Below are 17,218 nucleotides of genomic sequence, written 5' to 3'. Positions count from 1 at the left end.
GAACCGATATGAGTGAATTAAAATTCTGCCCCGGCTGCGGGGCGTCGCTTGCACCAGGAGACAGGTTTTGCGGTGATTGCGGCTTTGATATCAATTCCATGACAGAAAAGCCTGCGGCATCTGCTGTGCCGATCAAGCCAAGCCAGCCTGTGGCGCCACCTCCTGCAGCACCAGCTTATCAACAGCCCCGGCAGCAGAGCTATCAACCGCCCCAGAATTCGGCTCCGCCCTATACTCCATCAGCACCGCCAGCAGGAGGCCCCGGGCCCATGCCTGGCAGAAGCTATGCTCCTCCGGGAACTAATCCATCCGGGAGCAAAAATGCACTGGTCATCATGATTTCGGTGCTGGTGGTGTTATTCCTGGCTGGCGGAGGTGTCTATTGGTGGCTTTCCAAGGATGATCCGGGTGGTAATGCCATACCTGGGCAACCAGTGACCCAGCAAAACGGCAGCCCGGCCGCTAATGCCGGCGGACAGAATGCACCCGGCGTGCCTGCCCAGGGTACGCCTAAGGCTGATTTGTCCCGGGCAGCAACTTATTTGTCCGAACCAGGATTAAAGTGTACTTTCTATGTTAATTATCCCGATGGAATGTCAGGGATAGTAGATCGAATCAGCGGGCGGGCCGTTCCTAACGAATCGGTTCGGGTCACAGATGTGGAAGTGGGCATCGATATGGGAGAGGAATATGGTTTGGTATAAAATGACTGCTATGACTAAAATAGATCCAGCTGAAGCAGCCAGCACTATTATAAAATGGTGCCCGAATTATAAGGATATCAAAGATGACCGTACCCAGAGTTATTAGCAGGGGAGAGGAGTTAAACATGACGGCCACCGCAAGTGCGATGGAACTTTGGAGGCGATTAGCCCTGGTATTAGGCATACTGGTCGGGGTGGCCCTGTTTTTCTATGTGGCACCGGCTGTGATCAGCGCAACAGCTATAGATTGGGAACAGGAGCAGGCCGGTGAATTGGGTTCTGTCAGAAGTCTGGCCACCCAGGAGAAGAAACGACTCAGTGCCTTGCCCCTGGAAGAGTATATCCAGGCTAAGACCGGTGGAAAAGTGGTGGCCGTAGATAGCGTTCAGTGGTCTGATTTTTTTGCCCAAGTACAGTTGGCCAGCGAAGGGAACTATGGCCTCTCCCTCTATGGTGACCGCGTCAGTGAAGAAGACAAGGATGACTTCTGGAAGCCGACGGGACCGGTCCCGGTCTTTTTCAAACCGGATGAGCTCCCTTATCTACAATGGGGGCTGCAGGAAGGTGACGGCCAAACAGCCTATATCAGTACCAATAACGGCAGTGGCACTATTTATCTGCGCTTAAAATACCATGATTACCAGGCCAGTGTGGGAGCTATGTACAGCCCGTACCGTACTGCTCCGGGGTGGCTTTACCATCCTTATCGTACCGTTGGCATCATAGTCATGGTATTAGGTTTGCTGCTTTATATATTGCTGCCCCGCCGGAAAAATCAAGCTGATGACATCGGCTATTCGGCCGGCAGTATGGTAGCAGGAGACCTGGCCGGGGTGATACTCTTTACTCCTTTTTACGGACTGCCCTTCTTGATCAATGGCGGAACAGTTCAGGCTGTCACAGGTCTGTGGCCGATAACCCTCTTTATGTGGCTTATGTCTTGCTTTGCTATCTACCTATTCTACATCAATGCCTGGTATGCTTCCTACCGTATCGAGTTTACACCGCAGGCCCTGTACCTGATTACTTTTAAGGGTGTAAGAGAAATGTGCTTTGACCAGATGACTGGTGTTGATCTGGTGGTCTTGAGAAACCCGAGATGGTTTCGAAGACTTTTCCTGGCCCTGGCGTTTCTATCCTTGATTAGCGGACGCGCATCTTCGACCCAGCCAGCAGGCTCAGCTTTACTGGCAGATACCGCTTCCTATGGAGGGTTAAGGATTACAGGGCGCAGCGTTAGCAAACCAATCTATATCTGGTTTTCGGATCAAATGGGCGGCGTGATCATCAACAATTTTGACCGGGTGACGGAAGCCATTGAGGCTGCCGGGGTGCCGTTTAATAAGGAACCGAGAGAGATCGAGGGTTTTTCCATGTTTATGTAGGCGAAACGCCAAAAGGAGGTAAGGGAAAATGATTGGATTAACAATTCTGGGTGTTATCGTAATCTTATTAGCCGTATTCCTGATCAGTGTCTATAACAAACTGGTGCAACTGAGGCAGAGGGTGCAAAATTCCTGGGCTCAGGTGGATGTACAGTTGAAGCGGCGCTATGACCTGATTCCCAATCTGGTCGGCGCTGTCAAAGGATATGCCCAGCACGAGAAGTCGACTTTGGAAAGTGTAACTCAAGCCCGGAACATGGCTATGAATGCAAAAAACATCCAAGAGCAGATGCAAGCGGAGAATATGCTGACCGGTGCTCTGCGCTCCTTGTTTGCCGTAGCTGAGGCTTATCCGGAGCTAAAAGCCAATGCTAATTTCATGCAACTGCAGGCCGAACTAACTGATACCGAAAGCAAAATCGCTTTTGCCCGCCAATTCTATAATGACACCGTGCAGAAGTTCAACACCATGCTCGAGTTATTCCCCACTAACTTGGTAGCAGGTCTGCTGGGATTTGCCATGGTGGATTACTTCAACCTGCAGGGAGAACCTAATGCGCGTCAGGCTGTGAAAGTGGAGTTTTAAAGAGGAGATGCTAGTATGATACGAAAAATGTCTCCCCGCCATTTCCCAACCACGGTTTCCGGCCTCTTAATGGGCTTGTTCCTGGTCCTGGCCGTTATGACGACTCCGGCCTTGGCGGATCGCTCCTTGACCATGGATCAGATCATTGTGGATGCCCAGGTGCTGCCCGATGCATCCATGCAGGTCACCGAAAGGATCACGGTTGATTTTTCCGGACATTGGAACGGTTTTTATGTGAAGATCCCCCAGGGGAACACCCCCATTGTCGAAGTACAGGTCAGTGAAAACGGCCAGCCATATAAATTTAATCCCGGCACCGAATACGGACCCCCGGGAACCTACCTGACCAAATCAGAAGGCGGGGACATTCTCATTGACTGGAGCATCGACGCAAATGATCAGGTCCGCACCTTCGACGTTTCTTACCGGGTGATCAATGCGGTTAAAATCTATCAGGATACGGCAGAACTCTATCGCAAATTCATCGGGGAAGCCAACGGCAATAAGATTTCCTATGTACAGGTGAACCTGACTTTACCGCCGGGTGCAGAACAATTCAAGCAAGGGGAAGATATCCGCATCTGGGGGCACGGACCCTTAAATGGGGAAGTGGAATTTTCCGGCCCCAATGAAGTCGTGTTACAAGTCAATGATCTGCCTCCATATACATTTATGGAAGGACGGGTTCTCATGCCCGTCAGTCTGTTTGCCGGGGCGCCGGCGGAAGCCTATGACGTTCAACCGGCTCTGGTCAGGATCTTATCCGAGGAAAAGGGCTGGGCTGAGCAGGCCAATAAGGAACGGGCCATGGCCCGGGTGGAAATGGGTGTTGGCGCTGGCATTATATTAGCGGCTTTAGCCAGTGTATTTATGTTATGGCGCAGATACGGGCGAAAACACCCCACAGTTTTTGACGGCGATTATTATCGGGATCTGCCCGCATCATACAGCCCGGCGGAGCTCAGTGTACTGTGGAATTTCAAAACCATGAAGTCCAATGATATCACGGCTACCATCATGGACTTAGCCCGTCGGAAGTTCCTCTTTCTCGAGGAGGACACCGTACAGCAGCGCAAGCTTCTGGGCAGCAAAGAAGTCACTACCTTCCTGCTCAGTTTTCTGCCGGCACCGGAACCAGCCAGCTTAAGAAAACCGGAAGAAGCAGTACTTAGGCCTCATGAAGCAGAACTTATCGATTATCTCAAAAACGATATCGGCGGCGGTAAGGACTATATATATTTGACCGATATTGAAGAATACGCTAAAAAGAATGGCAAAAAATTTCATCTCTGGTGGAGTGGCTGGACTTCCGACATTATAGCTAAATGCGAAGAGTACAATTTCTTTGACAGCTTGGGTAATATTACGCTTTTCACTGTGTTGGGTGGGGTGGCGCTCTTTGTGCTTGGTTTTGTCCTGGCAGCCAGGATAGGAACCATCGGCTGGGCGATGATGATTGCCGGCATTATTATTTTTGTGGTGCCACTCTTTTTCAAACGACGTTCCGTGACCGGTCAGGAAGACTATGTGCGCTGGGCAGCATTCAAAAGATTCCTGGAACATTTTTCAGAGATGCAGCGCTATGAGATACCCAGCCTTATCATCTGGGAGCATTATCTGGTTTTTGCGGTCACACTGGGCATAGCCAAAGAAGTCATCAAGCAGTTGGAAGTAGTTTTCCCCAATATGCAGGAGGGAGATTATCGCTTCGGTCAAGGATGGATGATGTATGGAACCCATCATACCGGCATGAATGCCCTGACCAATTCCTTCGATGGGATAGGCGAATCTTTCGAAAGAGCTCTGAAATCTGCTGAAAAGGCAGTCAGCAAGTCTTCATCCGGTTCCGGCGGCGGGGGTGGATTCTCCGGCGGCGGAGGTGGCGGCGGCGGAGGCGGCAGCTACGGAGGCCGGTAGGTCCGCACCTGGCGGGCGAGTACGAGCCCATAAATAATGGGAACCAGGGAGATAGGGAGGAAAAATGTGATTTGTTCGAAATGTGGCGCTGATTCTGACAAAAGCGTCAGATTCTGTACTAACTGTGGTAATCCTTTAACCCAGACAGTAGAAAGCCAAACGGATCACGAAACACGTATAGAACAAACCGAAGGGAATCAGAACCGGATTGGCTATTCAGAGCGGATCAATGACCCGGCTTTTGCCAGTTACCGGCGCCAAGCCACCGCCTGGTCCTTCATCTTTGCCGGAATTTTAGCCGTTATTGTAATAGTTGGTTTTTTCATCTATGGAGAAACAAGTTCTGAAATGGACAATCCTCAGGCCCTTTATATCGGACTGGGCATTGGGGGCATGTTTCTGACCATCGCTTTATTGGCGACTATCAGTCGAATGAGGATCAAGCAGTGGGATGGAGTGGTCATTGATAAGAAAATCGAGAAAAAGACCCGGCGCAACAAAGATAGCAACGGTCAGTACTACACAGAGAGATATACTTTGTACACGATCGTTTTCAAAACCGACCGGGGCAAGATCATAAACAAATTTGAGGAAGATGACGATACCATTTTCAATTATTTTGAGATCGGTGATCAGGTGCGTCATCACAAAGGGTTGGGCACTCTGGAAAAATACGATAAATCCAAAGACGACATCATATTCTGCAATGCCTGCTCCACTCTAAACGACATCAATGATGACAAATGCTACCGCTGCTCCTGCCCGCTATTAAACAAATGATTTTAATCCATTGTTTATTTTAGCGGGCTTTTGTCATCGTCCTGGGCAGGTTCTCATTAGTTTGCGAACCTGCTTTAATATTTTTTAAGAGATATTCCATATTTCACACGTAGTAGTATATGAAAAGATTTTGAGGAGGTGGGATATTTGGAATACTCGGAGGCTGAGCTTGTACGGGGGATAGAAAACCGGGATACAGCAGTTTATGAATACATGATCAGCAAATATACAAAAATGGTATACTGCCTTGCCTGGAACATCCTGGCAGTATCGCATAGCAAAGAGGATATTGAAGAATGCGTTGCCGATGTATTTTTTGATGCCTGGATCAAGATTACCGAATTTGATAAAGAAATAGGCAGCTTCAGAACCTGGCTGCTTATTCTAACCAAGTACAAAGCGCTTTCCTATAAACGCAGGAAACGCAGCAACAGCCTTGTAGACATCGCGAATGTCCAGATGGAGGATGATGTAAACTTGGAAAAACAGGTAATGCTTAGGCAGGATCTGGAACAGGTGATGAATATAATTAACACCTTTGCGGAACCTGACCGGGAGATATTTATCAGAAGGTTTATTAAAGGTGAAAAGATCAATGACCTTGCCCGGTTCTTAAATCTGTCCAGAGCGGCCGTAGACAACAGGCTCTTAAGGGGAAGAAAAGCCATAAAGGAGGGCTTGAAATATGAATGAAGACAAGATTATCTGGATGTTGAACCGGCTCGACGATGATCGGGCGGAAAAAGAGATAGACAAACTTATGGAAGGAGTTGACTTCGATATGGAATCGATTAAAAGAAAAGCAGTTCAGAAACTTGCCCGGCATAATAAAAAATCACGTCTCAGAAAATGTCTGACTTACGCAGCGGCGGTATGCGCCTGTTTTGTTTGCGTCAATGTGGTATATGCCGATGAGATATCGCAGGCCATAAAATTATTTTTCAACAAAACCCCGGTATATTCAACCATGGTTGACGGCAAGGCCTATTATCTTCCCGAGCGCCTGAAACTGGATGACCAAACGACAGTGGACAGCTTTATGGTGGCCTCCGACCGGATGGAGATGGAATTGACCTCGGACCTGAGTGAGGAAGCTATTTACAGTATAAAAGTTGTACCCAAAAATAACTCTGGTGTCGAATATACCTCAGGCGGAAACTCCATGGAGGGGGATAACAAATACTTCTTGCTGCTTTTGAACGATAAAGAAAAGAACTACAATTTCATACCGGCCAAGGAATATAACCTGCTGCTCGGCGGCAAAACCTTTACCATAGCTTTGGAGGAAGCCAAAAGCCTGGATGGAACCCAAAAGTTGACGGAGAGCGCACCTAACGCAAATAAGATTGATTTGGTCACAGTTGGGGCCAGCAGCATTGAGCGGGACGGCAAACTGGCCGTCCAGTTGATAGCATCTTTTAAAGACCAGGACATGAAGCTCGAGGCCTTTGGGGAATCAAAGAATAAAATATCCAGGTTAACCATGGAGAATTTGGGCAAGAACCGCTTAACCAGTACCGGTACGGGGCTAAAGGTGGGGGACATTTATGCGACGGATGAAAAAGGCAGCAATTATAAACTTGAAAAACCCCAGGATGCTAAAACCATGCCTATTACTACTTTTGTAACCGAAGCACCCCAAGGCACCAGCCTTGCCGTCAATCTACCTGCTCTTCAGGCCTGTTATCAAAAAAAAGTGGATAGCCTTAGCATCAATATCCCCAAGAACGGTATGGAAACCCTCAACCGCGAAGTTGATTTAATTGCTCAGAAGGCAGTAGTCCAGAGTGTTGAACGGCTTTCCCCGACTTCGGCAAGGCTCACTTTTAAACTTAACACGGGGAATCAAGAGTTCGTTAAGACCAAATCCTTCAAGGTTTATAACAGCGATGTCAAGAAGATTGACTCGGAATTTAACGGTGACACCGCTATTATGACGCTTGAGTTCAATAAGCAGATAGATGCGGCGGATTTGGAAGTCTCCTGGCCGAATTTCGAAATAAACGGAAATTGGACCATCAACCTAAAATAGCATCAAACAAACGGACGCCAAGAAGGAGGTTGCCGCTCATGCGGGAACCTCCTTCTGCGCATATCGAGCCGGCGGCAAAATAACTGATAAAGGCCCGGTTATTCCGGCAAAATATTGCGCTTTTCTTGACCTTTTCACACTTCCTGTTTGCCGGAGCCTAACGCAACAGAAACAATGTCCTGGACATCGGGATATCCAATTGGCTCAGCCTTCGGAAATATTCTGCTAAACAGATATATTGCACCCGCAAGAAGGCAAACACAAACGATCAGACCAGAAATCATAAAGACACTTTTCTTTTTCATGCGACCATCCTTGAAATCATAGTACCGTGTACGCTGTACTGTCTGAAAAATGCCACCATTCACCGGAATAGCAGTTAAAACCATGAGCAGACATCGTATTTTCAAGTAATGCCGCATTGGCGGCAGCTTCATCGGAAACGTCGCTGTAATCTCTGTCTGCCTTTTCGGAAAAGTCATCGAAACATGAAGGCATCATAATTTCTGTTCCATCAGATAACACCAGAGTAACATCTATCGTGTTCCCTTTGCTGTGACTTGAATAACCGGTGTTGGGATTCGCAACATATACAGGATTGGGGCAGACATCCCACAATGTAAACTGAGCACTGACTGGTCGGTATGCGTCCCATATCTTTAAGCTGTATCCTTGCTCAGCCAGTTCTTCCTGAACGGCTTTGAGTTTTTTTATTGTTCCATAACGCAGAGAAGCATCAGTAAAATCGTATATGATCTTACCTGTAAAGTTATCGGTTGTAGCATACTTCAGTTCAATGTATACAGACGGAATGTAATCAAGTATTCTGACCAAATCCTCATCTCTTGGTTCAGTATTAGCCTGTTCTACCGGCTCAATTAAAGGTGGGCTGTTCTGCGTTATCGGTACTTCGGACTCCTCATATTGGCTTTCTTTGGGAGAAATTTCTTCACTATTATTAGCTCTACAGCCGGCAAGAGACATGGAAACTATGGTAATAAGCACAAGAATCAACACTTGCCCTTTATTAAAGCAAATCTTGTGTTTATTATCTGAAATCATAAACATACATATACCACCCGGATTCTTCACTTTCATCATAGGCGATTATCGAATTACTTAAACGGCATTATCTATAGGATCAACTCGACCATCCAAAGACTTCAGAGTTTGATTAAGCAGTTAAAGGCTTAGTGACAAAGCTCTTGGCTTAGCCGCAAAACGGCCAGATACTCTTTAAAACCATGGAAAATATACTTCTGGCCAGCAGTACCAGAGTCGGTCAACCCCGGCATTAGATAGCTATTTACTCTAAAAGGCTATCTTCCCGATACGTAATGAATGGGGGTGCATTTTTGCCGGCTTCTTTTAACAACATCTGATAAATAAACGATCAGGGCTATAGTAGTAAAAATCGTAGACCCAAAATAGACGTAAAGCCAAGAAATGTTTTGGGAAGGTTTTCATTATAGCTTTCAGTCTCAGTTGGCGACAAGATTTCATTGTTTAAAGCGTTTTTATTTTTGCGTTCATATGTAATACAACAATCAAATATTAAACTTATAAAAGAGACCACCGCTGCAAGAATAAATAGATTTCTAAATTTCTGTATTTCTCCGTTTTCTATTATAGAAAGGGCAATTCCAGGCGCCACAGCCGCCGCAATCGTACCATAAAGTCCGAAATACCCAATTCCTTCTGCCATGCGGGATTTTGGAATAACATCAGCTGCAACGGCTCCACCGGAAGTTGAATGGATACCGAAACCAATACCATGCAGAATTCTTATGAATATTAGTAAGCTGATAATGGTTGCAAAGTTATATAAGGTGCAGGCTATTGTACATAAAAATGCACCCAATATTAATAACTTAGTTCGTCCAAATTTATCGGAAAGATTTCCGGAAAATGGGCGTGTAGCCAAAGCAGCCAAAGTATAAACGCCGGTCATCAGGCCGGCATAAACGACAGTTCCGCTAATTTTTTGCGCATAGATCGGCAGTGTGGAAAAGAAAAAATAATTGCAAAAGCTGATTCCGGCAGATGCAATCATAACGATAATATAATCTTTACCCCATAATTTTTCAGGTTTGCTGTTACTCATCATATTATTTTCCCCTATTGATATTAACACAAAAGGGCTCATTTTTGAGTACATTTTTAACACATCAGCCACTAGAAAAACTTGAATTACGTTATGTGTTGCTTGATTTTAGGACGTTCACTTACATAACAAAGGAGAAATACATAATTCTCCCTTACTTCTGGATACCCAATGTTAATACTACCCTAAGATTAGGCCAGAGGGGGTGCGGACAAAATCCTGGATGCCAGTGTAACAAAGATCACGGTAGTATAGCTAAAGTTACTTTTACATTAAGAGTAGCGTAGCGGCGGAGGTAGCTATGAAAATTATTCGTATAGTTATTTACGCTAGATACTCAAGTGATAACCAACGTCACGAATCAATTATCGCTCAGATAAGAGCCTGTAAAGATTATGCAGAAAAAAGAGGCTATATCGTTGTAGTTATTTATATCAACGAAGCCTTTAAAGGAACTCCATGAGCAACTGCTTAATGAGGAGATTATTCCTCTACTGGCATGGAAAGTATATGATTATTACATTGACAACCTTAGTAGAAACCAAGATGAAACTCAATCCTTGAACAAGGAAAAAAATCATATCGATACGCAAATCTCAAACCTACTCCAAGCTATAGCTGAGGGCGGGGGGACCGTTCGCCCGATTGTAGAGAAAATAAAATCCCTGGAAATTAAAAAAGCAGCGGTTGGAAGCAAGGCTCCGTGAATTAAATTTAAGGAAAAAGCAGGATACACTGACAGAAGATAAGATAATAAATTATTTGTTCCATTATCAAAAAGATTTGTTGGTTGGCGACCAATTGTATGTAAACGAGTAGTGGAGGAATTTGTAGAAAAAGTGTTAAAGTAAAAAAAGACACCATTGAAATTGCTTTCAAGGTGTCTTTGGTTTCCAATGGTGGAGGCGTGCCGTACCTTAAGGTAACCAAATATATACCCCATCTACCTCATGAATGATATAATTATTCAATATTAAAGTAAATACTTTATCTTCAATAACCGGCATCATTACCTCAAATATATAATAATTAAATAAAATTATTAATTTTCATTAATAAATTCAATAAGCTACGGCAACCCAACGGAAGGGCGCGCTTTAGCGTAGTGGGGCTGCAGCCGCAGCCCATTTCCCCGGGGCGGCAACGCCGCCCATCTGGTGGCACAAGTCCATGCGCGTATACTAGTCTAGCGCAGGGCGTGTATGCGGACGATACAACTATTGCGCTGACATGGCCGCGGGCGAAGCCGGGAAAAAATTGATTGGACGTTTCATAAATACGGATTGCCTGTAAATAGATAAAATAGAGGTGCAAGGATTATGGATTCAAATATTCAAATAAAATATCAATTTGCCTGGACTTCTTATTATATGGAGTTTGCTGACAAACTGTTGCCATATAAAAGTAATCGTCCTCAACTTCTTGAGTTGCTAAAAGGCGTTTATGAAGATTTAAGTTTGCGATATCCGTTTACAGAAAAGGACGGTATGTCGATTGACGATATTTGCCCGTTTACCGTATTTGGCTGTTTCAATAAAGGAATATCCAATGACAACCGCATTGCCTTGATGAAAGGCATCGGCAGTAAACTTGGTGTTAAAGCTTCAGTGCCGACAGAATTTGACGGCATTCCGGTAATAAATAATATGAAAGCCTGGTTTTTCGCCTATAAAAGTGAACGAAAAGAAGATGATATTTCCAACCTATGGGACGTGTTTGAAGCCGGAATAAACTATGCAGACAATCCGTCAGAAGTCTCCAAGTCAACATTTATAGTTTGTTATGATAAGGTAAGAAGACAGCTTGGAATTAAGTGGAATTTGACTATGGGACTATATTGGATACGACCCTTTTCCTACTTAAACCTTGATGAACGTAACAGGAGTTATCTGACACAAGACGGTTCTCCTTATTCCGCGAGTATTACCAAAATTTCTAACTTGAAGCAGCTTCCAAGCGCAAAAATCTATTTGGAGCTCATTTCTGTATGCAAAAAAGTTTTTGCAAAGAACGACAGCCCGCATCACAGTTTTCCCGAACTGTCCCACGCAGCGTGGACTATAACTACTTTGAAAGAGCAGAACAAAAATCACATTTCAGCCAGCAAAGGCACATTGGGTTGGATTTTTCAGGGTAATCCCAAATACTATGATGTTATCGGTGCCGTTAAAGATCTTGATATTATAATATGGAGCGTAAAACAATACCAAAACCAGATCAAAAAAGGCGATCGCGCTTATATATGGGTTTCAGGCCCTGAGGGTGGCATTGTTGCTTCAGGAGTTATCCTCTGTGACCCGGAAATCAGAGAAAACGATGAGCCTGACCCCTATGCTGTTTCCGACAAAATAAATACAGGAGAAAGTCCTGTCGTGGATATTGAACTGACGCATAAAATAACGGATGCTATTATTAAGAGAGAAGATTTATTGGCAGATGAACGGCTGAAGAATGTAAGTATAATTAATTTCCCCAATGCTACAAACTTTAAATTAACTACCGAACAGGCTGATACCATAGATAGCATTATCAATGGCACCTATAAGCGTGTGGAACCAAAGAATACAGAAGAAGCCACGCCATCTGCTTCACCAAGGCGATACTGGATTTATGCCCCCGGCAGCAATTCTTCCAAATGGGAAGAGTTTTATTCTCAAGGAATCATGGGCATTGGATGGGATGAAATGGGAGACCTGAAACAATACCCCAGCAAGGATGCCATGAAAACCAAAATGAAGGAACTGTACGGTGCGGAATACTCGTATACGAACTCAGCCCTTGCCACATGGCAGTTTGCCAACGAGATTAAAGCTGGCGACATTGTTTATGCCAAAAAAGGTATGCGTAAAGTTATTGGCCGCGGCATAGTTGAATCCGACTATATTTTTGATGCCGGGCGCGATGAGTATAGACATATTCGCAAAATCAAATGGACTCATAACGGCGAATGGGAACATCCTGGGCAAGCCGTTATGAAAACCCTTACTGACATTACTCCTTATACCGAATATGTGCAAAAATTGGAAGCTTTCTTCATTGATGACGACTCCGCAGATCTTATCGAAGAAAAAGAAATTGTGTACGATCCCTACACCGAAGATGACTTCCTCAGTGAAGTTTTCATGAATACCGAACGTTACAGTATATTGGTTAACCTCTTAAAAACCAAGAAAAACATTATCCTGCAAGGAGCACCCGGCGTTGGAAAGACTTTTGCTGCCAAAAGACTGGCTTTTTCCATAATGGGGCAAAAAGACACAAGCCGGGTTATGATGGTTCAATTTCATCAAAGTTACAGTTATGAAGACTTTATTATGGGCTTCCGTCCATCCAAAGACGGTTTTGAGCTTACACCCGGGCCTTTTTACCAGTTCTGCAAAATAGCCCAGGATGACGATGAACGGGATTATTTCTTTATCATTGACGAAATCAACCGCGGTAATGTAAGCAAGATTTTTGGTGAGCTGATGATGCTTATAGAAAAGGAAAAACGCGGTGAAAAACTGCGCCTGCTTTATTCCAACGAGTTATTTTCCGTTCCCAAGAATGTTTATATTATCGGCATGATGAATACTGCCGACCGCAGCCTTGCCATAATCGATTATGCTTTGAGAAGAAGATTCGCTTTCTTTGAACTTGAGCCTGCTTTTGACTCTGAAGGGTTTAAAACAATTATTCAACAAGCAAACAATCCCAAGCTTAATGTCCTGGTTGAGCATATTAAGGCTTTGAATGACTTTATCAGCAAGGATGAATCCCTTGGCAGTGGGTTCAGAATTGGTCACGGTTATCTGTGCACAAATAGTGAGGTAACCGACGAATGGCTGGAAGCCGTTGTTAAGTATGAATTGTTGCCTCTTTTAGGCGAATATTGGTTTGATGAACCATCCAAAATAGAACAGTGGGCAAAAAGGCTGAGTGAGGCTTTGTATGATTAGAATTCAGAATATATACTACATGCTTGCTTATGCTTTTCATGTTTTAAATGAAGAGGGCTATAAGCGGGTAACAACCGAAGATTTCGAATATGCCTCCGATTTATTTGCGGCAATCCTTGCCAAAGGTATCGCCAACCAAATTAAAAGAGGCTTGAGCAGGGAGTATATCAACAAAACAGAAGCCATTATTTCACCTGCAGGTAAAATCAATGTCTCTGCCTCCATTGTACAAAATTCTTTACTTAAAAAGAAACTGGTCTGTGATTATGATGAGTTTACAGAAAACAGCTACATGAATAAAATTCTCAAAACTACTGCCATGCTTTTGATACGCTGCCCTGAAGTATCAGCGCAGCATAAAAAAGCCTTAAGGAAAGCAATGCTTTATTTTAGCAATGTTGATGAAGTAGACCCCAGCAGAATTCAATGGTCGGGTATCAGATACCACAGGAATAACACTACTTACAAGATGCTGCTAAATATCTGCTATCTGGTGAATGAAGGCATGCTCATGACCGAGCAGGACGGCTCCCGAAAGCTGGCGCGCTACGTAGACGACCAGCGTATGCACAGGCTTTACGAAAAATTCGTGTTGGAGTATTACCGCAGGCATTATCCCCAGTTTAATGCTTCAGCCGCCCTTATTGACTGGGATGTCGACGGTGGGGAAATTGAATATTTACCTGCTATGAAATCAGATATAACTCTTCGATATCAGGGCAAAACCCTCATTATAGATACAAAATACTATGAGCACACCATGCAGACAAACAGCCTGTTCAACAGCCGGACACTCCATTCTCACAATATGTATCAGATATTTACTTATGTAAAAAACATGGATTTTGCTCATTCGGGAAATGTAAGCGGCCTTTTGCTTTATGCCAAAACTGATGAAGATATTGTACCAGACAACGATTATATTATTGGTGGCAGTCGTATTAGCGTTAAAACTTTGGACTTGAATGCTGACTTTTCCAACATATCCAATCAGTTGAATGTAATAGTGGAAAAGTTATTATTATAATTATCATATTTTTATCATGTGTTTTATCACATAAAGGATAATAAACAGAAATTATACATCTATCCTGTCTCCTCAACCCCCTCAAAAATGGCCATTATCTAATCTGTTAACTCAAATATATAACCTTCAGGGCAGTTGATATGTTACCGCAAACAATAAAAATAAGGGGTACCCAACATTCTCACCTCCGGCAAAGTAGCCTAGAGAAAAGCCCAATGTCGGGAAACCCTTTGTTTATAGCTTTTTCAGCCCCTCACAGTAAATCAAGCCACACATTACCAGGCCCGACCCTAGTGAACTATCCTAAAGCTGGGACCGGTAATATGTGGCTTCCTTCTTTTTTCTAACACTAGCTGCCGACAGAAAAAGCATTGCATAAAAGCACTTAGCCCCCTCAAAAAGGCTGTAACGCTAGTTCCATTTTAAATGCCGGTAAGATGTGGCTGTACCGGTGATCATGAAGCGGCTCGCTCCTACCGCGTTAGTTCGTACCCAACCTGCTCAGCGATACCTCCTGACCAGGCAATCGAAGGGCAACTGGCAACTGCCGATGGACGCGCTGCTGCCTGCTCCCAACGTCAAAACATTCTTGTTTTCCGTAAGAGTGCTATGGCAAAATTAATCGCTGCAACTAAAGGAAAATAAGATTTTATACGGAAAATTTATATATATAAAATTTTACAATTTTCCAAAGAGGAGTCACAGTTCTAGGTCAACAGCCGCTAATATTAAACAAAAGGAGGTAAAGGTTTGGTTATATTAGAAACCCTTCAAGATATTTTTAAAAATAAAGCCTTTCAGATACCAGATTATCAGCGAGGATATGCGTGGGAAACAGAACAAATACAAGATTTATTGAACGATATTGAAGACCTTGAAAGATTGGGACCAGATAAAAAGCATTATACGGGAACACTTGTACTGCACAAAGGGCAGCATGAGCCAGCAAATGTGCTTGGGCAAAAGATAAACATTCTCGACATAGTTGATGGTCAGCAGCGATTAACAACTCTTATTATTTTGCTGAACTGCATTGTAAAGGAACTTAAGCAACTAGCCGAACTAGACATCCCTGATGCAAAAGAGACATCGAACAACCTACAAAAGGAGTATATTGGCGACGAACGTTTGCAAAAACTTTCTCTAAACAGTAGCATTAATCGTTTTTTTATTGATCATATTATTTGTGATCAACCAAACCCTGATCCTGAACTCCCAGCACATAGGAATTTACTAAACGCTAAAGAGGAGTTTCGTAAGTATCTTAACAGCAGGAAAAGTAAAATACAGGATAACCAGCAATGGTTTGATCATTTACTTTATTTAGTTGGACTAATTACTAGTCAACTAGGTTTTGTCTATTATGAAGTTGAAAATGAGGCAGATGTAGGTATTATGTTCGAAGTTATGAATGCACGTGGAAAGCAGCTAACGCAATTAGAAAAAGTTAAGAACTATTTAATGTATATTGGTGGTAAGGTAAGCGATGATGAGCGGGCTCTCAGAACATTAACAAGAGAAATTAATGACACCTGGCATCAAGTCTTGCAGGCTATGGTAGATGCAGGGACGGATGCTGACGAGGACCAATTTTTACGTTACCATTGGGCAATTTATCCTGGCGCCGAATGGTACCAGGAAAATCGACCAGACAGAACATTTGACATACATAAGGCGGTAAAGAAAACCCTTAACCTTAGAAACGGTAAATCGTCAATCGAAATTTTTAATGGGGTCGAAAATTATCTTGAAAGTCTGCGCAATTCTGTAAGAGCTTACCGTGATCTTTTAAACCCTCAAAACACTCATGCTTTTCAGTTTGCACCCACACATTATGACGAATTGTTAGAGAAAACGCTAAACCTACGGCGTATAGGGCGTTCTGCTACTGTAATGCCCTTGCTAATGGCTGCGTACCAACAATTTGGGAATAGACCTGACGAATTATGTGAAATTCTTCGACTTGCTGAGGTTTTCGTATTTCGTTTGATTGTATTGGAGAAATACGCCAATACTGGTCTTAGCTGGGCGTATAGAATCGCGGCACAAGTAATGAATAACACCTGCAGTTCCAATGATTGTATAAATGAACTTAAAGAAATGATTCAGTATTACTGCACTGATAAGCAACTTAATACAGTTATATCAGACAGAGACCGTGATTTTTATGATTGGGATGGAATTAAATACTTCTTATATGAATACGAACGTTATTTAGCCAAACAACCACTATCTATTGATTGGAATCAATTTTATGCCCGTAAAAAGACATCAACGATAGAACACATATTACCCAAGGGTGATAACACCTTAGCTGTGCCTTATTGGTCCCAGCGTTTTAATTACGACCAGTTTTTGGCTAACCGCAACCGTTTGGGAAACCTATGCCTGACGGATTGGAATAGTCATTACCAAAACAAGGGTTTCGATGATAAAAAAGGAATTCCTAATGCTTCGCCAAATGAAAAGGTGTATCGGAATTCACCGTGGGCAATGGAAAGAGACTTAATTAAGTGTTTTGCATAATCCATAAGCCAATAGAATCAAGGGTTTCAAGGCCACAAAAAAGGACTTCACCCCTTGTTTTGCCGAATATTACAAGTAGCACCTAATAACAAACGACAAAAACCAGAGGTGAAGTTACTTGTATATTCAACAACAGTGCCTGTTTTCCTTTGACGAAATTATGAAACTGCAACCGGAAACCCGGTTAGAAAAGATTTTTCATACCCTCGATCTTAGCCC

General features: G+C 43.6%; 14 protein-coding genes and 1 pseudogene. 12 read left to right on the top strand and 3 right to left on the bottom strand.

Going from position 1 to position 17,218, the window contains the following annotated elements; genetic code table 11:
• Positions 1-8: 8 nt before the first annotated feature.
• The 7 genes from SPSYN_RS05565 (at position 9) to SPSYN_RS05535 (ending at position 7,404) form a co-directional block, all read left to right on the top strand.
• Entirely contained in the window at positions 9-704 is a 696-nt protein-coding gene (locus SPSYN_RS05565; protein ID WP_161821521.1) for a hypothetical protein, read from the top strand.
• Between the two features lie 125 nt (positions 705-829).
• The gene (locus SPSYN_RS05560) at positions 830-2,089 is read left to right on the top strand and encodes a hypothetical protein (RefSeq protein ID WP_161821520.1); all 1,260 of its coding nucleotides are present in this window, start codon (positions 830-832) and stop codon (positions 2,087-2,089) included.
• Positions 2,090-2,117: 28 nt separating this feature from the next.
• Positions 2,118-2,675, top strand: coding sequence for a LemA family protein (locus tag SPSYN_RS05555; RefSeq protein WP_161821519.1), 558 nt, complete (start codon positions 2,118-2,120; stop codon positions 2,673-2,675).
• 15 nt (positions 2,676-2,690) lie between these two features.
• On the top strand, positions 2,691-4,592 hold the full coding sequence (locus SPSYN_RS05550; protein WP_161821518.1) for a DUF2207 domain-containing protein: 1,902 nt from the start codon (positions 2,691-2,693) through the stop codon (positions 4,590-4,592).
• Positions 4,593-4,658: 66 nt separating this feature from the next.
• The gene (locus SPSYN_RS05545; RefSeq protein ID WP_161821517.1) at positions 4,659-5,372 is read left to right on the top strand and encodes a zinc-ribbon domain-containing protein; all 714 of its coding nucleotides are present in this window, start codon (positions 4,659-4,661) and stop codon (positions 5,370-5,372) included.
• A 147-nt stretch (positions 5,373-5,519) separates the two neighbouring features.
• Positions 5,520-6,065 (top strand): sigma-70 family RNA polymerase sigma factor, encoded by a 546-nt coding sequence (locus tag SPSYN_RS05540; RefSeq protein WP_161821516.1) that lies wholly within the window; start codon positions 5,520-5,522, stop codon positions 6,063-6,065.
• Entirely contained in the window at positions 6,058-7,404 is a 1,347-nt protein-coding gene (locus SPSYN_RS05535; RefSeq protein ID WP_161821515.1) for a hypothetical protein, read from the top strand. The genes SPSYN_RS05540 and SPSYN_RS05535 overlap by 8 nt, the downstream gene beginning before the upstream one ends.
• A 134-nt stretch (positions 7,405-7,538) precedes the next feature.
• Here SPSYN_RS05535 and SPSYN_RS05530 read toward each other — a convergent pair whose 3' ends face one another.
• From SPSYN_RS05530 to SPSYN_RS05520, 3 genes are all read right to left on the bottom strand, one after another.
• Positions 7,539-7,709: a hypothetical protein gene (locus tag SPSYN_RS05530; RefSeq protein WP_161821514.1), complete on the bottom strand. Its 171-nt coding sequence runs from the start codon at positions 7,707-7,709 to the stop codon at positions 7,539-7,541.
• Positions 7,710-7,725: 16 nt separating this feature from the next.
• On the bottom strand, positions 7,726-8,472 hold the full coding sequence (locus SPSYN_RS05525) for a M15 family metallopeptidase (protein ID WP_243152928.1): 747 nt from the start codon (positions 8,470-8,472) through the stop codon (positions 7,726-7,728).
• 331 nt (positions 8,473-8,803) lie between these two features.
• The gene (locus tag SPSYN_RS05520; protein ID WP_161821513.1) at positions 8,804-9,511 is read right to left on the bottom strand and encodes an MFS transporter; all 708 of its coding nucleotides are present in this window, start codon (positions 9,509-9,511) and stop codon (positions 8,804-8,806) included.
• 298 nt (positions 9,512-9,809) lie between these two features.
• On the opposite strand from SPSYN_RS05520, the pseudogene SPSYN_RS05515 reads away from it, so the two are divergent.
• The 5 genes and pseudogenes from SPSYN_RS05515 to SPSYN_RS05495 form a co-directional block, all read left to right on the top strand.
• A pseudogene (locus SPSYN_RS05515) lies at positions 9,810-9,956 on the top strand (recombinase family protein); the annotation flags it as partial.
• 871 nt (positions 9,957-10,827) lie between these two features.
• The gene (locus SPSYN_RS05510; protein WP_161821512.1) at positions 10,828-13,446 is read left to right on the top strand and encodes an AAA family ATPase; all 2,619 of its coding nucleotides are present in this window, start codon (positions 10,828-10,830) and stop codon (positions 13,444-13,446) included.
• Positions 13,439-14,473, top strand: coding sequence for a 5-methylcytosine-specific restriction endonuclease system specificity protein McrC (mcrC, locus tag SPSYN_RS05505; RefSeq protein ID WP_161821511.1), 1,035 nt, complete (start codon positions 13,439-13,441; stop codon positions 14,471-14,473). Before SPSYN_RS05510 ends, mcrC begins: the two co-directional genes overlap by 8 nt.
• A gap of 426 nt (positions 14,474-14,899) precedes the next feature.
• On the top strand, positions 14,900-15,118 hold the full coding sequence (locus SPSYN_RS05500; RefSeq protein ID WP_161821510.1) for a hypothetical protein: 219 nt from the start codon (positions 14,900-14,902) through the stop codon (positions 15,116-15,118).
• A 105-nt stretch (positions 15,119-15,223) separates the two neighbouring features.
• Positions 15,224-16,999, top strand: a complete 1,776-nt coding sequence (locus SPSYN_RS05495; RefSeq protein ID WP_161821509.1) for a DUF262 domain-containing protein — start codon at positions 15,224-15,226, stop codon at positions 16,997-16,999.
• Positions 17,000-17,218 lie beyond the last annotated feature (219 nt).

The sequence above is a fragment of the Sporotomaculum syntrophicum genome (genome assembly GCF_009932395.1).
Taxonomy (GTDB): domain Bacteria; phylum Bacillota; class Desulfotomaculia; order Desulfotomaculales; family Desulfallaceae; genus Sporotomaculum; species Sporotomaculum syntrophicum.
Note: the sequence above shows the minus strand (reverse complement) of the source record. Positions and strands in the feature narration are given on the sequence as shown.